At 52.1% G+C, this 18,968-nt stretch carries 14 protein-coding genes; 7 read left to right on the plus strand and 7 right to left on the minus strand.

Annotated features, from left to right (window positions below; genetic code table 11):
- The first annotated feature begins 35 nt into the window (after positions 1-35).
- Positions 36-1,799 carry a LamG-like jellyroll fold domain-containing protein gene (locus tag MRY86_RS16770; RefSeq protein WP_293570399.1) on the plus strand — a complete coding sequence of 588 codons (1,764 nt, stop codon included), beginning with the start codon at positions 36-38 and terminating at the stop codon, positions 1,797-1,799.
- A gap of 62 nt (positions 1,800-1,861) precedes the next feature.
- On the opposite strand, the gene MRY86_RS16775 is transcribed toward MRY86_RS16770, so the two are convergent.
- Positions 1,862-2,725, minus strand: coding sequence for a hypothetical protein (locus MRY86_RS16775; protein WP_293570400.1), 864 nt, complete (start codon positions 2,723-2,725; stop codon positions 1,862-1,864).
- 355 nt (positions 2,726-3,080) lie between these two features.
- Here MRY86_RS16775 and MRY86_RS16780 point away from each other — a divergent pair, with 355 nt between their 5' ends.
- Complete coding sequence (locus MRY86_RS16780) at positions 3,081-3,785, plus strand: HupE/UreJ family protein (protein WP_293570401.1); 705 nt, start codon at positions 3,081-3,083, stop codon at positions 3,783-3,785.
- A gap of 85 nt (positions 3,786-3,870) precedes the next feature.
- Here the strand turns inward: MRY86_RS16780 and MRY86_RS16785 are convergent, their stop codons facing one another.
- The 4 genes from MRY86_RS16785 to MRY86_RS16800 form a co-directional block, all read right to left on the minus strand.
- Positions 3,871-4,539 carry a hypothetical protein gene (locus MRY86_RS16785; protein ID WP_293570402.1) on the minus strand — a complete coding sequence of 223 codons (669 nt, stop codon included), beginning with the start codon at positions 4,537-4,539 and terminating at the stop codon, positions 3,871-3,873.
- A 79-nt stretch (positions 4,540-4,618) separates the two neighbouring features.
- On the minus strand, positions 4,619-6,898 hold the full coding sequence (locus MRY86_RS16790; protein ID WP_293570403.1) for a TonB-dependent receptor: 2,280 nt from the start codon (positions 6,896-6,898) through the stop codon (positions 4,619-4,621).
- Between the two features lie 271 nt (positions 6,899-7,169).
- Positions 7,170-7,598, minus strand: coding sequence for a hypothetical protein (locus MRY86_RS16795; RefSeq protein ID WP_293570404.1), 429 nt, complete (start codon positions 7,596-7,598; stop codon positions 7,170-7,172).
- Positions 7,599-7,722: 124 nt separating this feature from the next.
- Positions 7,723-9,069 carry an AAA family ATPase gene (locus MRY86_RS16800; protein WP_293570405.1) on the minus strand — a complete coding sequence of 449 codons (1,347 nt, stop codon included), beginning with the start codon at positions 9,067-9,069 and terminating at the stop codon, positions 7,723-7,725.
- A 518-nt stretch (positions 9,070-9,587) separates the two neighbouring features.
- Here MRY86_RS16800 and mscL point away from each other — a divergent pair.
- Positions 9,588-10,037, plus strand: coding sequence for a large conductance mechanosensitive channel protein MscL (gene mscL, locus MRY86_RS16805; protein ID WP_293570406.1), 450 nt, complete (start codon positions 9,588-9,590; stop codon positions 10,035-10,037).
- Positions 10,038-10,123: 86 nt separating this feature from the next.
- On the opposite strand, the gene purL is transcribed toward mscL, so the two are convergent.
- Positions 10,124-13,789: a phosphoribosylformylglycinamidine synthase gene (gene purL / locus MRY86_RS16810; protein ID WP_293570407.1), complete on the minus strand. Its 3,666-nt coding sequence runs from the start codon at positions 13,787-13,789 to the stop codon at positions 10,124-10,126.
- 423 nt (positions 13,790-14,212) lie between these two features.
- Here purL and MRY86_RS16815 point away from each other — a divergent pair, with 423 nt between their 5' ends.
- From MRY86_RS16815 to MRY86_RS16825, 3 genes are all read left to right on the plus strand, one after another.
- On the plus strand, positions 14,213-14,953 hold the full coding sequence (locus MRY86_RS16815; protein ID WP_293570408.1) for a DUF3667 domain-containing protein: 741 nt from the start codon (positions 14,213-14,215) through the stop codon (positions 14,951-14,953).
- A gap of 296 nt (positions 14,954-15,249) precedes the next feature.
- Positions 15,250-15,717, plus strand: coding sequence for a hypothetical protein (locus tag MRY86_RS16820; RefSeq protein ID WP_293570409.1), 468 nt, complete (start codon positions 15,250-15,252; stop codon positions 15,715-15,717).
- Between the two features lie 95 nt (positions 15,718-15,812).
- Entirely contained in the window at positions 15,813-16,958 is a 1,146-nt protein-coding gene (locus tag MRY86_RS16825) for an adenylate/guanylate cyclase domain-containing protein (RefSeq protein WP_293570410.1), read from the plus strand.
- Here the strand turns inward: MRY86_RS16825 and MRY86_RS16830 are convergent.
- Entirely contained in the window at positions 16,955-17,467 is a 513-nt protein-coding gene (locus tag MRY86_RS16830) for a PepSY domain-containing protein (protein WP_293570411.1), read from the minus strand. The genes MRY86_RS16825 and MRY86_RS16830 overlap by 4 nt on opposite strands.
- A gap of 228 nt (positions 17,468-17,695) precedes the next feature.
- Between MRY86_RS16830 and MRY86_RS16835 the strand changes: the two genes are divergently transcribed.
- Positions 17,696-18,964, plus strand: a complete 1,269-nt coding sequence (locus MRY86_RS16835) for a serine hydrolase domain-containing protein (RefSeq protein ID WP_293570412.1) — start codon at positions 17,696-17,698, stop codon at positions 18,962-18,964.
- The last annotated feature ends 4 nt before the right edge of the window (positions 18,965-18,968 follow it).

Here is an 18,968-nt window from a genome sequence, read left to right on the forward strand (position 1 = left end):
CATGCCTATGAATCAAATCAAGAAAAAGGACCGTGATGAAGTTTTGGACTGCAGGGCTATTATTCTTAACCACAGCGTTCGCTGCCACCGCACAGGACCTGACGGAAGGCCTGGTGGGTTACTACAGCTTCTGCGGATGTGAGGCAACCGACTACAGCGGGAATGAAAACCATGGAACCATCATTGGGGACCCCAACTGTATTCCCGGTATCAAGGGCGAGGGCTTCCTGTTCAATGAGAATGGCGGAAATACGGGCTGCAGCACAATCAACACGGACTTCATAGAACTGCCCACTTTTGGCCCTATCTGGAGTGAAGGCATTTCAATCTGCGCCTGGGTGGAATACGAAAATATCGCCAACTTTGAGCGCATAGTGGATATCGGTAATGGAAGCGGGGACGATGGTGGCGCTCCGGTATGGTTTGGCAGGGAAGGCAATTCCGATAATCTGACTTTGGAAAGCTGGGTCAGTGCAGACCCCAATGCCAACCGCACTACTGGCCGCTTGGTGGCAGAAGGTGCCATCACCAACGGGCAAATTGAGTTTTACTGTGCGACGATTGGGGGCGATAGCATGAAAATCTATGTCAATGGTGTGCTGGTTGCGCAAAAAGCGGGGCATCCAATTCTCAATGTGGAGCGCACTTCCAACTACATCGGCCGGTCCAACTGGTGCAACGCCGATCCCGATTTTCATGGGTTTATGGATGAAGTCCGAATTTATAACCGGGCCCTGTCTGCAGGGGAAATCCTTCAGATGTACGAAGCCCCTTTCTTTGCCACGCCGCCCGTAGTGGGCATTTGCCTGGGCGATAGTGTACAGCTTCGGGCGCAGGGTGGGGCAGCCTACGAGTGGTCGCCATCCAACTACCTGAGTTCAGATACGGTTGCGGCTCCCATGGCTTCACCACCGGTGCCGACCGAGTACAGTTGCAAAATCATTTTTCCGGATGGTTGTTTTATCACTGATACCGTATTGGTTGAAGTGGATCAGGATACCATGGTGGCCGTAGACACCACTATTTGTGCCAATCAGGATTACTATGGGTATCAGACACCAGGTACGTACACGGATGTATTCACGACTCGTTACGGCTGCGACAGTACCCGTGTGCTGCAGTTGTCGGTACTGCCCAATGTTCTTTCTGCGGAGGAGGTTCGCATCTGCGAGGGCGAAAGTTACCGGGGGTTTGCGGCGACAGGTATTTATGAAGACACCTTGCCTGCGCTTGCCGGTTGTGACACTCTCTACCGGCTTTCGCTGCAAGTGGAAAGCCCTGTCTTTGATGATTTGGCTATACAACCTGCGGATTGTGCCAGGAATAATGGTGCCATACAGTTTGAAATTGGGGAGGCCCACCGGTCTGTTACGGCTTCCCTCAATGACGCACCGCTTTCAACTTCTGAGGTATCTGGATTAACGCCCGGGGCCTACACCCTGCGCCTGACAGACGGTGCGGGTTGCGCCCGGGATACTCTGCTGACGGTTCCACAGGCCGATTGCCCCCTTTACGTCCCTTCCGCTTTTTCTCCCAACGGTGATGGCCGGAACGACCGCCTCCGTCTCTACGCCTGGCCGGAAGCAGGAATAACCATTCGTACTTTTCGCATCTACAATCGCTGGGGCAGCCTGGTGTATGAGGCAGAAAATTTCGCACCCAATGATTCGGGCTATGGCTGGGACGGGACCTACCGGGGCGAACGGCTTAACAACGGGACTTACCTTTACACTATTGTCGCTGTAAATGCGGGGGGAAAAATAACTACCCTGACCGGTGACGTTCAGCTGGTGCCCTAAAAAAAAGGGCAGCGCTTCTGCGCTGCCCGACAGTCAAAATAGTGTATGAATAGTAGTAGTAGTTAACGCTTGGTGCTCTTAAAGATCTTCTCACTGCGGACCTGGCCGCTATCGTAAGCTTCCACTTTGACATAAACGCCAGGCTCAAGATTGTTGAAGTCTTCCCCAACCTTCCGGCCATCCATAGTGAAGTAGGTTACGCTGATGAGTTTGCCGTTAGGCTTGTCTTCAAAGACTTCCGTTGTAGAAGTCGAAAAGTTAGGTGTAACCGTTATGTTCTTCATATAGCTGTACTGCGGGTCGAAGAAGGTGCCATCCGGGCGCATATTGTCACTCCAGAATGACCCGGTTCCAATCACCAGGGTTGCAGCATTCTGCATAAAATCAATGATCTGACTGTAGTCTGTGAGGTTGCCCGCGATGGTCACATCCGTGCTGCTTTCATTATAAGCCAGCTGATTGTCCACGTAAACGGCATAGCCCGTTTGGGTGAACTGCAATTTTACATTCCTCCACTGATTGCCGCCCAGGAAATCGGTATCGAGCCCAAAGTCAATCAGGTTGGCATCAATGAACATGCCGTTGTTAAAGCCTAAGTAGGAGCCATTGGTGAAATACATCCGGCCCAGGGCATCATCAAATAAGGCAATGAGGGAGCCCAGGACTTTGATCGAGTCCACACCTTCATAGTTGTACACATCAAAGGCAATTTCTGCTTCCGTGAAGTCCTGCCCCATCAATGGATTGTCAAAAGATACATCAGGATTAGCCACAGTCGAGGCCGCCTCTGCGACATCGATGACGAGTGCTCCTTCAAATGTTGTTGTGAATGCCGGGTCAATGGCGCTGATGTCAATTGTAGTTTGCTGGGCGTGAACCGCACTAAAAGCCAGAACGGCCACAATGAGAAAGTAAATTTGTTTCATTACACTGATTTTAGATGGTAGAATAATAGTTACCTGCTTATTTGCTGCCCTCCCCCTCGATGGTTGGTTAAGCCATAGAATTCTTGCCTCAATGTTTGCCATTTAAAGCACCTTGAGATCAGGGTTAAGACAGCCTTGTTTTTTCTAAAGTAAAGATAATAAAAATAAATGTTAAAAGTACACTTATCTTAAAAAAGTCCTGTACGATTCTGACCACTAGTGGTTTAGGTCATGTCGGGCTAAGATTAGGGAATGGGAAGTTTTAAGTTGAGCGGGTGTAGATTGGGGGCAACTTCAGCTGCTGCAGATAATCCTATGAAAGCTATCTTTACGTAACTAAGAAAAAACCTTCGTTATGAAAATTTTCCTTACCAGCCTTTTTCTGCTTTTGCTTCCTGCTGTGATGCTGGCCCACGGCGTCAGTAGTGCCGACCATGCCACCTTGGTGGACGGGGGGCTTGCCGCTTATGTGCTAGTTGGTGCCAAACACATGCTCACGGGCTATGACCACCTGCTCTTCCTGCTCGGGGTGCTCTTTTACCTGAGTGGGTTCCGGGATATCCTTCGGTTTATTACCGTCTTTACTTTAGGTCACTGCATTACGTTGATTGGCGCGACCTATTTGGGTGTAACTGCTGATGAACACTTAGTAGACGCCGTCATTGCGCTGAGCGTAACGTATAAAGGCTTCGAAAACCTCAATGGCTTTGAGCGGGTATTCAAGGCCCCGGCTCCGGACCTGTTGTTTATGGTTTTTGCATTTGGGCTGATACATGGTTTCGGTTTGTCTACCCGCCTGCAGTCGTTTGACCTTGGTGCCGATCAGTTTTTGGCAAAAATCCTGAGCTTCAATGTCGGCGTAGAGGTGGGGCAGGTCCTTGCACTCATCCCCATCGTTTTTGTGCTGAAAAAAATACAGCAGGCGAAGCATTACCCGGTCTTTTACAAAGTCGTTAATATTGGCTTGATTGTGGCAGGGGCTGCTCTGCTGGCTTATCAGTTGTATGGCTTTTTTAGTGGGCAGGCGGAAGTGGCGGCTACTGTACATACACATTCATGATTGCATTTACTTTCCGGTCCAAATAACGAGCGCCCGGTGCTGTTGCAGCTACCGGGCGCTTTTTTATGCCGTCAAATGTCAGTTGTTAATCACAAGAAGTTGTCCGCTCAATATCGCAGTAAGTCGACCACCAGGGGTTAAACTGATTGTCCTTTTCATCATTGCTCATCGCCAGTAAGGCTTCTACGTCATCTCCATACCGCAGGTGCATGTGGATTGGGTCGCCGTGGGGTGAACGGGAGATGACATACTTAAATGCCGCACAGTCTCCGTCGTAGTCTTCTACTTTTTGGAACACATCCCAGATGGATGTCTTAGACTGCTCCGGGAAGTAATGCGGGTCTGGCCGGCTGCCGATGTACTGATAGCCGCACTCCGCCAGCTTTTGCTCCATATCGTCATGGGCGTAGAAAGCCATACGGGAGAGCGAGCCTTTGTCCTCACTGGTTTTCAGCACGAGGCGGCTGGGGTTGCGTGGGTCATTTTCCGTTAGGGAGTCGTTGGGGTTCATCCGAAACTCTCCGTTCATCGCCAGGTAGCGGAAAGCCGGGCTGCCATCTGCATTGGGGTGGCTGTGTCCGTCGCCTCCATGCCCGTGGGTGTGGGTACCTGCACCATGATCATGCGTATGTGCTGTTCCGTCGTTAGCATGGGTGTGCCCGTCTTCCGCATGAGAATGGGTACAGTAAACAATGAAGAAGGAAAGGGCGGCCAAAATCAGGGCAGCGACGATTGTACTCTTTGGGTTTTTCATATCTGTAAGGTTTGAATTTTTGTAAAAGAATAGGGCTGAGGCTTACCGTAAGGGGCGCCTCAGCCCAGCGTGTTACTCTTTAGAAGCCGTACCGTACGCCAACGCTGTAATTCCGCAGTGGAGCCGGAGCAAAAGACCGGGCATCCACACTGCCAAATACAGACTCTGCGTAGCGGGCATTAAACAGGTTCTGGATTTCCATGAAAATCCGCCCTTCCCTTGAAGACTGTTTGTTGAAATTGTAAAAGAAGGAAAGATGAGATACGGTGTAGCCCTCGTAGGAAGCTTCGTTATCCGGCGAAATGAAGTACCGCCCCACATCCCGGAACCGGAAGCGGCTGCCAAGCCCGGATGAGGTGACATAGGAAATATCCAGTGTACCGATGGTCTGAGGGACGCCAGTCAGGCCTTTACCTTCCAGGTTGTCCTCCGGATTGTTGGTGATCTCCGTTTCAATGTAGGAGAAGGTACCCGCCAGGCGCAGCCCGGGCAGGGGCGTCAGCGCTATTTTGGATTCTACCCCCATGCGGCGGGTTTCTCCGGCATTGAAAAACTCCAGAGAGCCGGGCGGGTTCTCCACGATTTCGTTGGAAGAGTCCAGAATGAAACCGGCAACGTCCAGCTCCAGCCAGTGATTGGGCAGGTAGGTGGCACCTACTTCATACTGCCACAACTGTACCGGCCCCAGATCGAGCCCGGCTTCATACTTCAATGCGCTGTTGGGCAGCGAAAAGCCATTGGAAACACTCGCGCGCAGGTCAAACCCTTCGTACAATGTGGAGCGAACGCCTACCTTTGGGCTAACGTTGTACAGACCGTCAATTTGGTCAGCCACTGCGTCTTGCCCCGGGTCATTCGCTTCAAAGCTGCCAAAGTAGGTATCATAGCGCAGCCCTATGGAAGGGCGGAAGTAAGGGCTGATGTCAAATTCCCCTTGTGCATAAGCCGATACGGACTGTATGGTAAACAAGCGGTCCTGTGTCTGCCCCTGACGCACGCGGTCTTCGGTGGCCCAGCGCATCCGCTCCGTTTGTTCGCTGTAGTACTCCAGGCCGGCAATCCAGTTGACGGAAATACCGGAGAGCTCGCTGTAGCCATTCAGGCTGGCACCGGAGGCATACACATCGCGGGTGTTGAACCGCTCCGACTGCCCGCCGGGCTGGAAGCCAAACTTAGCAAAACGGGTAAATTCCTGCTGCACGGCATAGCCAAATACCAGCAGGCGGAGGTTGTCGCTAAAGCTGTGGTTGAGATCAAGGCGCTGGGTGTAAAACTGCTTATTGCCACCGTCGTTTTCCCCATTGGGGTCCTGCAGGTTCCGCCGGTCTTCATCCTCAAACTGAGCTTCGGAAATGTAGCCTGGAGCATTCCACTCGCTGCTGTGGCCGCGCAGGGACAGGGCGATGTCCGTTTTATCGCTCAGATCATAAGAAAACCGGCCCGTGAGGTTGCCACGGAGGGTTTCTGAGTTTTCGGAATACCCATCGGTCCGGAACAGCTGGAAGGCGAGGTTGGTCTGCAGTTGGTGATCGGACGCACCGAGCGGGATACCTTTGCCGATGGCAACCTGTGCATCAAAGGTGTTAAAAGAACCGCCGGTAACGCTTACGTCCTGATAGTTGCCGCCCTTGCGGGTCTCCAATGCCAGGGTGCCGCCCTGTGCAAACCGGCCAAACAGTACAGATGACGGACCTTTGTAGACCTTCATCGATTTCAAATTGAGCGGAATGAGGACGTTCAGATCGGCATAGCCATCGGAGTGGCCTTCCGCTTCGTTTAGCGAAATGCCATCGATTTCCACACCAGCCTCCCCGGCGTGCCCGCCGCCGCCGAATCCGCGGATGGAGAACTGATCGGCTACGCCTCCCTGCCGGTAAGCGACGAGGTCAACGCCCGGCACCTGCTCAATCAGCCGCAGGGGCTGTTCGATATTCAGGCTTTGAATTTCTTCCTGTCCGATGATGTCAACGGTAATGGTATTGTTTTCCCGGTTGAGGGCTTCCCCACGGACGTAGATTTCGCTTAGAGAGGTCGCCGTTTGCCGGAGGGTGATGTCGATTTTCGCTGTTTGCCCGGCTGCTACTACGACGGGCTCGCTGTGGCGTTTGTACCCCACAGAACTTATGTCGAGGGTGTAGGTGCCCGGTGACAGGTTGGCAATGGTAAATTGTCCGGATTCGTTGGTGGTCGCGCCCTGGGAAGTGCCCCTAACGGCCACGTTGACGGCTACCAGCGGCCCTTCAGTATCGGATTGTATGGTGCCGCTAATATTGCCATTGGACTGACCCCAAAGCGAGGCTGTACTGAGACTGAATAGCAGGGCAAAAGTGAGTTTTATGAGTAGTTGTGTCTGTTTCACAATTATAATTTTTGACAGGCAACAGGAGGTTGCGTAGTGCATGTCCTGTTGCGTAAGGAATTGGGCCCGGGTTTTCCAGGCTTTACAAATACAGGTATGAAGGGACACCGCAGTACCACGCCCAGCTGCACGAAAAGGCAGGCTGTGTTTGCTGCACAACGGTAGTTCAGGCCAAACCAATCTGACTGCAAAGCAGGGCATTTGCTTCGGCACCTTCATGAAATAGAATCAATAGAGATGCTATGTTAGCATCTCAAATAAACGGAATGAATTAGCCCAGGATTCTGGGAGGCGGGCAGGGGATAAGCGGGTGGACGGACTGATAAGGCAAAAGCATGCCGATCGATAGGGCACTGAGGCTTGTCTCGGGAGCAGAAGCGTAATGCATTGTGCTTAGCAGTCCGGTAAGGCTCAGCATGAGCCAGTTGAGGTGGAGGAGGCACTGCTCGGAAGCCTCCTGATCAAATGCGCTAAAGGTATCCAGTAAAAAAGTAATGGCTCCATGGTGCGTATGATGGTGCCCCGCATGGTGCGCCTCTTCGTGATGATGGGCATGGCCTGCATCGTGGTGGTGCGTATGCCAGTGGACTTCTCCTCCTTCAAGGGCGTGCGCTAGCCAGTGTATCAGGGCTCCGGTGCCTGCGCCAAAAATATTGACGCTAAGGACGACGAGCAGGAGATATGTGGTGGCTTTTTTCATGCGACTAAAGGAGTGTGTCTCTTTTAGTCAAGGTACGGCGATTTACCGGCAGGCGGATTAAAAACAGGGGAGATTCTTTTGCGAAAGCGGTAGATGCGGTCGATTTAGGGCTTCCCAACCTCCGCTATTGACGATCGGCGGCCCATTTTAAGTACCCTTCCAGCTGACTCATTAGGTAGTAAGGGAGGTTGATCAAGCGGTATTCGTATCCGGCGGGTGTCCGGGCATTCTCCACAGAGGTAGTATTATTGAGAAACCGGATGGCAAAGGGCGGTTGCCCGCGCTCCACAAACTGATGCAGAGACCGCAGCCGCCCCTGTGGCCCGGCTTTTACCTCAATCGGCAGGAGCTGCCCCTCATAGGGATAAACCAGGTCTACCTCGGCATTAGCGTTGGCTTTTTCTCTTACCCAGAAATGGGGCTTGAAATCCTGATTGTTGTGAAGTGCAATCAACTCCTGACTCAGTAAGTGCTGCACGATAAATCCCCGGTAAAGGCTGTTTAAGTCTGCCAGGCCCAGAAACTGCGATTGGATCTGGAGGGTATGATTCAGCAATCCTGTATCAATAAACTGAAGCCGAGGGCGTTTTTTTAAGTCAGTGATGACAGGTGGCGCAAGCTGTGTGGTGGGGTAAATTAGGCGAATCACTCTGGCCAGTTCGAGGTTTCGAAGGGCTTCGCCCACTTCTCTTGAGCCATAGTTGGAATGACCAAACCCTGCAAACTTAATCCGGTCATGCTCCATTGGCGCAGACCGGATGATGTGCCGCAGGACTTGCCGTTGCGTATTGTTACTGGCGTATTTCTCGATATCGTCCAGGTAAGCCTGCCAGAGGCTAGCATAGAGGGGCGTAAGGTCAGACAGTGGTGCGCCATCGGTGTAACGCTGTACCACTTCGGGCATCCCGCCAAGCAGAGCATATTCATGGAACAGGATACGCAACTTTTCGTGTGCAAAATCCGGAACGGGGATGTGCTGTAATGCCTGCAGTGCCCGATCCTCGCCTTTCCATTGCAGGAACTCCTCAAAATTGAGCGGGTGAAGATAATAGTAACTGACCCGGCCAACTGGGAAACTCCTGACTTCACCCAAAGAGAAATCGAGCAACGACCCGGCAGCAACGACATGAATATCCGGGCGCTCTTCGTAAAAATAGCGTAGCAGTCGGATTGCTTCCGGGCTTTCCTGAATCTCATCAATGAAGAGTAGTATTTTTGAACCTGCACCGGAAATGTTGCGCTCGAAAAAAAGAGCCTCTATCAACTCGTTTACCTCCAGGTGCCGATGGAACAATGCCTGTATACCGGGCTTTTCAGCGTTAAGTTCAATAAAATGATCAAAGTCGCTTGCAAGCATGCGCACAAGGGTCGACTTGCCTACCTGACGGGCTCCGCGGATGAGCAGCGGCTTTCGGTTTGGGCTTTCTGCCCATAGGATCAAATCTTGTAATGCCCGGCGCTTTTTGATCATAAATCCAGTTTTGTAATGAATAACCCCTTATTTGTAACAAAAGTTGTAATGAATAACCCCTTATTTGTAACAAAACTGGGTTGGTTACTTTGAGCTGGTGAAGCTCCGGGACGGATTTTTTCCCTGTCACTTAGATCTGTTAATACTTACAGGTCTAACTAAAGAGTGCCGTTAAATTGGAATAACCCTGTGCTGTACGCCTGTCTGATTGGCTATGGCAGACCGGTACAAAAGGCGAAATCTAAAGCGCTAATACATTCCGTACCTACGGCACGGATAAACTTTCGAATCCAAATTTTCTAACAATATAGCGTACCCAAAGGCACGCTAATTGTAGATTTAAAACCACTGTAATAGAGCAACAGCAAAAAAACGCTCGAAGCGTAAGAACAAATTTGTCATTATGATGTGCCTTTAGGCACAAAATCTAGGTAAAAAAGGGTTTAGGGAGAAGGCTCGTGCCGTAGGTACGTAATGTGAAACGCTAAACCAGGAATCGCTATAATAAAACAACATCCATGAGAAAAATCCTCGATGAATTTAAGGAGTTCGCGGTCAAAGGCAATATGATTGACATCGCCATCGGTGTCATCATTGGAACGGCCTTCAACCAGGTGGTGGATACGATTGTAAAGCAGATCTTTCTGCCTCCCTTGTCGCTGTTGACCAATGGGGTCAACCTGGAGGACAAAAAGTGGGTGCTGCAGGAAGCCGTGTACGCAGATGGTACCGTCCAAACCGAGGCCATCGCAGTGGGTTACGGAAAGCTGATCGAGGTGTCCGTCGATTTTCTGATCATCAGCCTGGTCGTTTTTGGCGTGGTCAAGTTTATGAACCGCCTCAAAGGCAGGGCGCAGGATACCTCAGATACCACCGTAGCTACTCCACGGGATATTGAGCTGCTGAACCGGGTGACGCAGCTGCTGGAAGAGCAAAATACTTTGCTTAAAGGAAAAGCAAAGAACTAGCTCCGCATAGGAAACTTCCGGACCTGCTGGGTGAAAACGAGACCTTTTGGTACCGGTAACCAGGCATTCCTAAACAGAGAAGCTACTTACCCCGCCCGGTTCACCAGCCACTCCCGCGCATTCACAAATGCCTGAAGCCAAGGTGATACCTCATCCTGACGGCCGGCGGGGTAGTGCGCCCAGTTCCAGGGGAAGACAGATCGCTCAATGTGCGGCATCGTAGCCAGGTGGCGGCCATCGGCGCTGACGAGCATGGCGGTGTTATAGGCACTGCCATTGGGGTTGGCAGGATAGGCTTCGTACCCGTACTTCGCAACGATGTTGTAATCGGTTTCAGCGCCCTTCAGGTCAAATTTACCCTCGCCATGGGAAATCCAAACACCCAGGGTACTGCCCTCCAGACCGGATAGCATCACGGAGTTGTTTTTGCCAATTTTCACAGAAGTGAAACCGCTTTCGTGCTTGTGGGAATCATTGAAGGCCATCAGCGGGTGCGGGTCTTGCTCCGGGTAGATGAGCCCGAGCTCCATGAATAGCTGACAGCCGTTGCAAATGCCCACCGAGAGCACATCCTCGCGTGCGAAGAAGTCTTCCAATGCCTTTTTGGCCAGCTCATTGTACTTGAAGGTGCCCGCCCAGCCTTTGGCAGAGCCCAGTACATCGGAGTTGGAGAAGCCGCCTACTGCGCCAAGGAATTGAATGTCTTCCAGCGTCTCCCTGCCAGTCATCAGGTCAGTCATGTGCACGTCCCGCACTTCAAAGCCGGCCAGGTAGAGGGCATGGGCCAGCTCGCGTTCGGAGTTGCTGCCTTTTTCGCGCAGGATGGCGGCTTTGGGTTTGTGGGCATTCTCTTTTAGCTCCGGCAGTCGGCCGCTGAAATGGGCAGGGAATTGGTACTGCAGCGGCTGTTTTTTGTAATTGGCGTAGCGCGCATCAGCCAGTCCGTTGGCCGTTTGCTTTTGGTCGAGCAGCCAGGAGGTTTCGTACCACGCGTCCCGGAGTTTTGGGATGTCGAAGGTGTGCTGCTCGTCTCCGTTCCTGATTCGTAGGGTATCTCCGGACGTTACCCTGCCGATGCGGTGGCAGGGGATGGGGAAGTCGGCAAGCGCGGCGGCGCTTTCTTCATCTCTGAGCTGCAAGACTACACCGGCATTTTCTGCAAACAAAACCCTGACCGTATCGGGCTCCCCAAGTACACTTAGGTCAAGCTCGGCGGCGAGGCTGTTGTCGGCGAAGCACATTTCCAGCAGAGTGGTGATCAGTCCGCCGGAGGCTACGTCATGCCCGGCAACGACGGCTCCGCTTTTTATCAAGTCTTGTAGTGCATTGAAGGTATTCGCCAGCTTTTGAGCATCCTTTACGTCGGGCCCTTTTGAGCCGATCTTATTGCGGGCCTGCGCGAAGGAGCTGCCGCCGAGGTGGAAGTCATCCTGCGAAAGGTTGAGGTAGTACACCGGGCCAGCGTCCTTTTGGAAGACCGGCTCAACAACCTTATTGATATCCGAGCAAACGCCTACCCCGGAAATGATCACCGTACCCGGTGCCAATACATCCCCATCCGGGTATTTTTGCTTCATGGACAGGGAGTCCTTGCCGGTGGGCACGTTAATGCCGAGTTCAATACAGAAGTCAGACACCGCCTGCACCGCTTCATAGAGGCGGGCGTCTTCCCCCTCGTTGCGGCAGGGCCACATCCAGTTGGCGGAAAGGGAAACGGACTTCAGCCCTTCCTCCAGCGGAGCCCAGACGATATTGGTCAGTGCTTCGGTAATGGCATTCCTGGAACCGGCTTTCGGGTCGATCAGGGCATTGACCGGAGCGTGCCCGATGGAAGTAGCGACGCCATGTGGAGTGTCGTACCCCAGCGCCATAACGCCGCAGTTGTTCAGGGGCAGTTGCAGCGGGCCGGCGCACTGTTGTTTGGCCACCAGGCCTCCCACGCAGCGGTCTACCTTATTGGTCAGCCAGTCTTTGCAGGCCACGGCTTCCAGGCGGAGTACCTGCTCCAGGTATTCCTGAATTTTGGCAGGGTCATAATCTACGGCTTCGTACTTCCGCTCCACGGCCTGATCTTCCATGATGGTCTTCGGAGAGCTGCCAAAGAGGTCCGCCAGGTCGAGGTCCAGCGGTTTCTCAGCTCTGGATTCGGAAACGGCCGAGAAGCGCATATCGCCGGTCACTTCACCGACCACGTACATGGGGGCGCGCTCCCGTTCTGCGATTTTTTGCAGTAGCGGGATGTCCTCTGCCGCAACGATCAGGCCCATGCGTTCCTGAGACTCATTGCCGAGGATTTCCTTAGCTGATAGAGTGGGGTCGCCTATGGGCAGGGCGTCAAGGTCGATACGGCCGCCGGTTTCTTCCACCAATTCGGAAAAGCAGTTCAGGTGGCCGCCTGCGCCGTGGTCGTGAATGGCGATGATGGGGTTCTTAACGCTTTCCACGAGGTTACGTATGGTATTGGCAACCCGCTTCTGCATTTCCGGGTTGGAACGCTGCACGGCATTCAGGGTAATGCCGGTATCGAACGCGCCGGTATCGGCTGAGGAAACGGCGGCGCCGCCCATACCAATGCGGTAGTTGTCGCCACCCAGCAGCACGATTTTATCGCCTTTCCGGGGCGTTTGTTTCAGGGCCTGATCGAGGATGCCCGAGCCCACGCCCCCGGCCAGCATGATGACTTTGTCAAAGCCCAGTTGGCGGGCGTGCTCAGCGTGCTCGAAGGTGAGCAGAGAGCCGGCAATCAGGGGTTGCCCAAACTTGTTACCAAAATCAGAAGCCCCGTTAGAAGCTTTGATCAGGATATCCATAGGCGTTTGGTAGAGCCATTTCCGCTCGGGCACGGCTTTTTCCCAGGGGCGGTTTTCCATAAGGCGGGAGTAGGCGGTCATGTACACCGCTGTTCCGGCCAGAGGCAAAGAGCCGATCCCACCTGCCATACGGTCCCGGATTTCCCCTCCGCTGCCAGTGGCTGCCCCGTTGAAAGGCTCCACCGTGGTCGGGAAGTTGTGGGTTTCGGCCTTTAGGGAAACGACCGTATCCACTTCTTTTTTGCTGTAGCTGGAAGGCTCGTCCGGGCGCTCAGGTGCAAATTGGCGGAGCTGTGGGCCCTTTAGGAAGGCAACGTTGTCCTTGTAAGCGGAAACGATGCTGTTGGGATGGGCTTTGGAGGTCTTCCGGATCATGGCAAAAAGGGAGTCCGGCTGTTCCTGCCCGTCGATGACGAAGGTGCCGTTGAAAATCTTGTGGCGGCAGTGCTCGCTGTTGATTTGCGAAAAGCCGAAGACTTCCGAGTCGGTCAGCTTGCGGCCAATGCGCTCCGCCACTTCTTCCAGATAAGCGACTTCTTCCTCGCTGAGCGCTAATCCTTCGGCGGTATTGTAAGCTGCGATATCCTCGATGGGGCGGATAGGCTCCGGTTGGATATTTATGGTGAACAGCTGCTGATCGAGCCTGTCAAAGCGTTGCTTCAGCATAGGGTCGAATGGCGCAGTTGCCGAGAAAGGCGTGTACTGCTCTATTCTTCGGATGCCGCTGATGCCCATATTTTGGGTGATCTCCACGGCGTTGGTACTCCAGGGAGAGACCATGGCTGCCCGCGGCCCACTGAACTGCCCGTCGATCGTCTGCTCATCAAGCTTAGGCTGATCGCCAAACAGCCAGGTGAGCTTGGCTACATCGCTGTCGGTGAGGGCGGCTGTAGCCTGAACGGCAAAAAGGATTCGTTGGGGGTCTCCGAAGAAGTGGATCATCAGCTTATGGATTTAACATTTGCGCAAAGAGACGGAAACAAAATGAGTTAGACCGTTTGAGGTTTTGCGAAATTTTATAAGCAACTGAAGACTTGGAAGTTGCGTTAAAATATCGCAAAAGCCTAAATAAAGAACGGTCTAACTCATTTCCGTCAGACTACAAAGGTCGCTTGTTCGGGTTAAATTCCCAAGGTTTTGCGGTGGGGAGTTGGGATTTCTCTCCGGGCCGCAGCCATTGCGAAGAGAAGGGCTTTTTTATTTGCTTTTTCTTACGATATTGAGTTTGTATTATACTGACGATTAAGTGGTTTGCCACAGCAAACCTACGCAATGTCAGCATTTACGCTGAGAAGTGGCTTGCTCCGATGTCACAAACCACTTCGTATTGCGTATACTCAAAGGTCCAAACCCGAAACACCTCTAATGACCATGACTCAGACCGCCAAGTGCAAGCGCTGCAACCATGAGCTCTCCGGTGAATTTTGCTCCGCCTGCGGGCACCCGAACAACCTGAAGCGGATCGACGGGCGCTACCTGCTGTCCGAAATAAGCAGCGTGCTCAACTTTGACAAAGGTATATTGTACACCGTTCGGGAACTGCTCCTCCGGCCCGGGGAGAGCGTGCGCCGGTACATCCGGGAAGACCGCAGCAAGTTGGTGAAGCCCGTCATTTTTGTCATCGTTTGTTCGCTGCTTTATACGCTGGCTCAGCAGTTACTGCATTTTGAGGCAGATTATGCGGAGGCCAATGCAAAGGCAGCCGGCGAGTCTGCCGTTGGGGATATACTGGTGTGGTTGCAGAAAAACTATGGTTATGCCAATATAATGATGGCGTTTTTTATAGCCTTTTGGGTTCAAATCTTCTTCCGAAAAAAGGGCTATAACTATTTCGAAGTCCTTATTCTGATGTTTTATGTGATTGGGGCAGGTATGTTGATTATGGCGGTGTTTGGAGTTGCGGAAACCTTTATTGGATTCGGCGTGCTTACCATTGGCGGAGTTTTGGCATATATTTATGGCGGTTGGGCCATAGCCCGCTTCTATGATAAGCATAAGAAAATTAATTATCTGAAAGGCTTTTTGGGCTATACCATAGGAACGTTTACGGCATTTGCTGCAGCCATCCTAATCGGCATGTTGATTGATGCGATGACTGGAATTTAGAAAGGAAAGGTCCAGAGATGTGGCTCCCTGAATTGAGGGACTTGTAGTTTACTTTTTTTAAGATTTAGAGATGAGTTAATTGCAGTGAGATCAGTTGATGAAATTATGGGTTAGAGGAAGCCGTTTTGAGCAGAAAGCTGTAAATTGTATGAAAAACTACGAAATGGCGCCCAAAAGAATTAATATCGTACAAAAAGGAAGCGATACGGGGAATATTGATTATTTCAGAAGTCTCAGTAAATTGGAAAGGTTGGTTCACCTGGAGCAATTAAGAACAAAATATATGAAGTGGAGCCATGATACTGAACAAGGATTTCAAAGAGTTTATCGGGTTGTTAGAAAAGCATGAAGTTAAATATTTGGTAGTTGGCGGGTACGCAACAGCCTATTATGGTTACCCAAGGTTTACTCAGGATATCGATCTTTGGGTATGGACATCCCCGGAAAATGCCCGTAAGATTAAGCATGTACTATTAGACTTTGGTTTCGAATCTTTAGCTGTTTCAGCATCGGATTTTGAAGAATCAGATCAAATTATTCAGTTAGGATATCCTCCGAACCGCATAGACATACTAACGACTATAGATGGTGTAGACTTTAATGATGCATTCATTAAGCATGAGGTATTTCAGGATGAATCAGGAACGATAAAATTTATAGGCCTGCAAGATCTTATAAAGAATAAAAAAAGTACAGGCAGGCTTCAGGATTTGGCCGATGTGGAAATGCTGGAGCGCGTTAACAGAGACAGAGAAGATCAATAAGACAGCTCTGAAAATCCGTCCCAAAATGTAAAGCCGAACGATTGCAAGTCCGGGAGGCAGTATCATTGTGCTATTATTCAAGTAAAAAGCATACCATGATACCACCCCGGACAAAACGCTTCCTCACCCGCCTGCTGCCCTTTGGCCTCATCTGGTTGCTGGCTGGCTGGGTATTCCTGCTGATTGAGCATGCGGCTACAGCTGGCATCGACACCCTGCCTTCCACCGTTATACAGATGGACTGGCGCATATTTGTAGTGGCTAGCTTTGCGGTGACCGTAGCTGGCTTTTTCACGGGCTATCTGGAGCTGCGCTTCCTGGACCCCTGGCTGGGGCACCTGCACTTTGCCCGGCGCTTGTTTCTTAAGCTGATGGCCTATGCCGGTATTTTTTCGTTTGTGATCTTGGTGACTTTCCCGGTGGCGGCGAGCCTGGAGATGGGAACAAGTATCCTGGGGCCGGAAGTATGGGTACGGTACCTGGATTACCTCACGAGCATCACCCACCTGAGCACGGGCGTGCAATTGGGCGCAAGCCTGCTGCTGTCCCTGTTTTACGCTGAAATCAGTGAGTTTATGGGGCAAAATGTCCTGAATAACTTCTTCACCGGGCGCTACCACCGTCCAGTAGAGGAGGACCGGGTATTCATGTTTCTGGATATGAAGTCTTCCACGACGATTGCGGAGCAGCTTGGGCATCAAAGATACTTCCACCTGCTGAAGGCCTACTACGACTGTTTTTCGGAAGCCATCATCGACCACGGCGGTGAAATCTACCAATACGTCGGGGACGAAATCATTCTTTCCTGGCCGTACCGGCAGGGGCAAAAAGACAACCGCCCTCTGAACTGCTTCTTTGCCATGCGGGACAGCCTGCGGTCCAAAGCTCTGTGGTTTAAGCAAAGTTTTGGGGTAGCACCTGCCTTCAAAGCCGGCATACATTTAGGCAGGGTGACCACGGGTGAGATAGGGATGATCAAAAAGGAAATCCTGTTTTCCGGCGATGTGCTCAATGCCACCGCCCGCATTCAGGGGCTGTGCAACAGCTACGGCGTAGACCTGCTCCTTTCTGAGGAAATGCTGCAGCAGTTGAAGCTAACGCCTACTGATCAGGTGAAAAGGCTGGGTGAGGCGACGCTCAGGGGGCGGTCCGCTTCTGCTCACCTCTTTACCATTCAGCGGACAGTACCGGAGGCTTCACGGGTCACCTCCCGATGGATACCGGCGGTGGCGCTGCTTTAAAGCATCAGCATGATCAGCGTCAGGATGATGCCCCCGGCGGTGAAATAAAGCCCCTTTTTGAAGATATCGGTACCTGGCATGAACATCCAGAATGCGGAAATCACAAAAAACAGCAAGGATACTCCGAAGAAAATATTGAGAAAATACAAGGGGCTGTTCGTAGTGGCTTTGTGTAGGCCCGTCATTTTATCCAGCACCAGCGGTAATTTTTTTACGGTATACTGAGCCATGCCAGTAGACTGATCAAAGGTGCCATTCTCAAAGTAGACCAGGTTGCCCTCAGTTTTTTCGACCTTGAGGTTCTTCATATTAAGCGCCTTTCCGAGTTCAGCAGTGGTGGTGGCAGGAGGAAGCTGTTTTTCAATTACGGTTTCTTTTTTGAGGAAGTCCGTTTTGCGGAAAATCAGCACCACGCCGCTAATGGCATAGACGGCCATTATGCCAGCCAGAAAGAAGCCGAGGTAACGGTGGTAAACCCGAAAGGTGTTGCTGAGCTTGCGTTTGTCCATTGAACAATGCTTTTATAATCTGCAGTTGAAGGAATGAAGCATTTGGCAGGGGCAGGCAAACTTACGGACTCTTTTCTGTTTCCGGTCAAATGGAATGCTTCAATCTACCAAAATAATACGCCCGCTGGAGGGAAGCTGATTCAATTGTGCTTTAAAAACACCCGCCAACAAAGCAAAATCCGAAAGCTTTGTATTTTAGCAACTGCCAATCAACGAAAACCAACTACCATGAAGCACATGCCTTCCCACTTTTTGCTGTTTATCCTGTTGCTGTCCCTTCCCATTTGGGTGCAGGGGCAGGCATTGCAAACAGCCGTCCCGGAAAGCGTCGGTTTTTCCTCCGGCCGGTTAGCGCATCTGGACCGCACTTTTCAGGATTATGTGGATAACGGGCAATTGCCTGGCGCGGTGGTTCTTGTGGCCCGCAATGGGCAGGTGCCCTACTTTAAGGCTTTTGGGCAGCGAGATATGGAAACGGGCGACCCCATGCCTAAGGATGCCATCTTCCGTATCGCTTCCCAAACCAAGGCGATCGTCAGCGTTGGGGTTATGATGCTGCAGGAAGAAGGACGCCTGCTGATCAGTGATCCGGTGGGCAAGTATCTGCCGGAATACATGGAAACTACCGTGGCAGTAGCGAAGGAAGAAGGCGGGTACGAAGTGGTAAAAGCTGAGCGCCCGATCACCATCCGTGACTTGCTGACCCACACGGCAGGTATCGGTTATGGCTATGGACTGGCAAAGGAGACCTGGGAAGCCGCCGGCATTCAGGGTTGGTACTTCGCGGACCGGGAAGAGCCGGTGCGGGAGACGATAAGGCGCATGGCTGCCCTTCCCTTTGATGCACAGCCCGGAGAGCGCTTTGTCTATGGCTACAATACGGATATCCTTGGCGTGCTGATAGAAGTAGTTTCCGGACAACCCCTGGACGAATTTCTTACCACACGGATTTTTCAGCCGTTAGGTATGGAGGATACTCATTTTTACCTGCCGAAGGAAAAGGTCAATCGTTTAGCAACGGTCTATTCTAAAGAAGCGGACAACCTGGAACGTGCGCCCACTCCCGGGCATATGGTTGGGCAAGGGCATTACGTCGAAGGCCCCCGGACCAGCTTTTCCGGCGGGGCAGGCCTGCTCAGTACGGCTATGGACTACGCCCGCTTCCTGCAAATGATGCTCAACGGCGGCACTTACAATGGGCAGCGTATCCTGTCCCGCAAGTCAGTCGACCTAATGACAGTTGACCACATGCGCGACATTCCTTACGGACCTGAGGGGCAGGGCTTTGGGCTCGGTTTTAAGGTGGCTACCGATCTTGGTGCCCGCGGCACGCTCGGCTCAGTGGGCGATTACAGCTGGGGCGGCGCATACCATTCCCATTATTGGGTCGACCCGGTGGAGAAACTCGTGGTGGTCTACTTCACGCAAGTCATCCCTGCCCGAGGGCTGGACGACCACGCGAAGCTTAGGGCGCTGGTGTATCAGGCGCTGGAGTGAAGCA

It is taken from the genome of Phaeodactylibacter sp., from assembly GCF_022763345.1.
Classification (GTDB): Bacteria; Bacteroidota; Bacteroidia; order Chitinophagales; family Saprospiraceae; genus Phaeodactylibacter.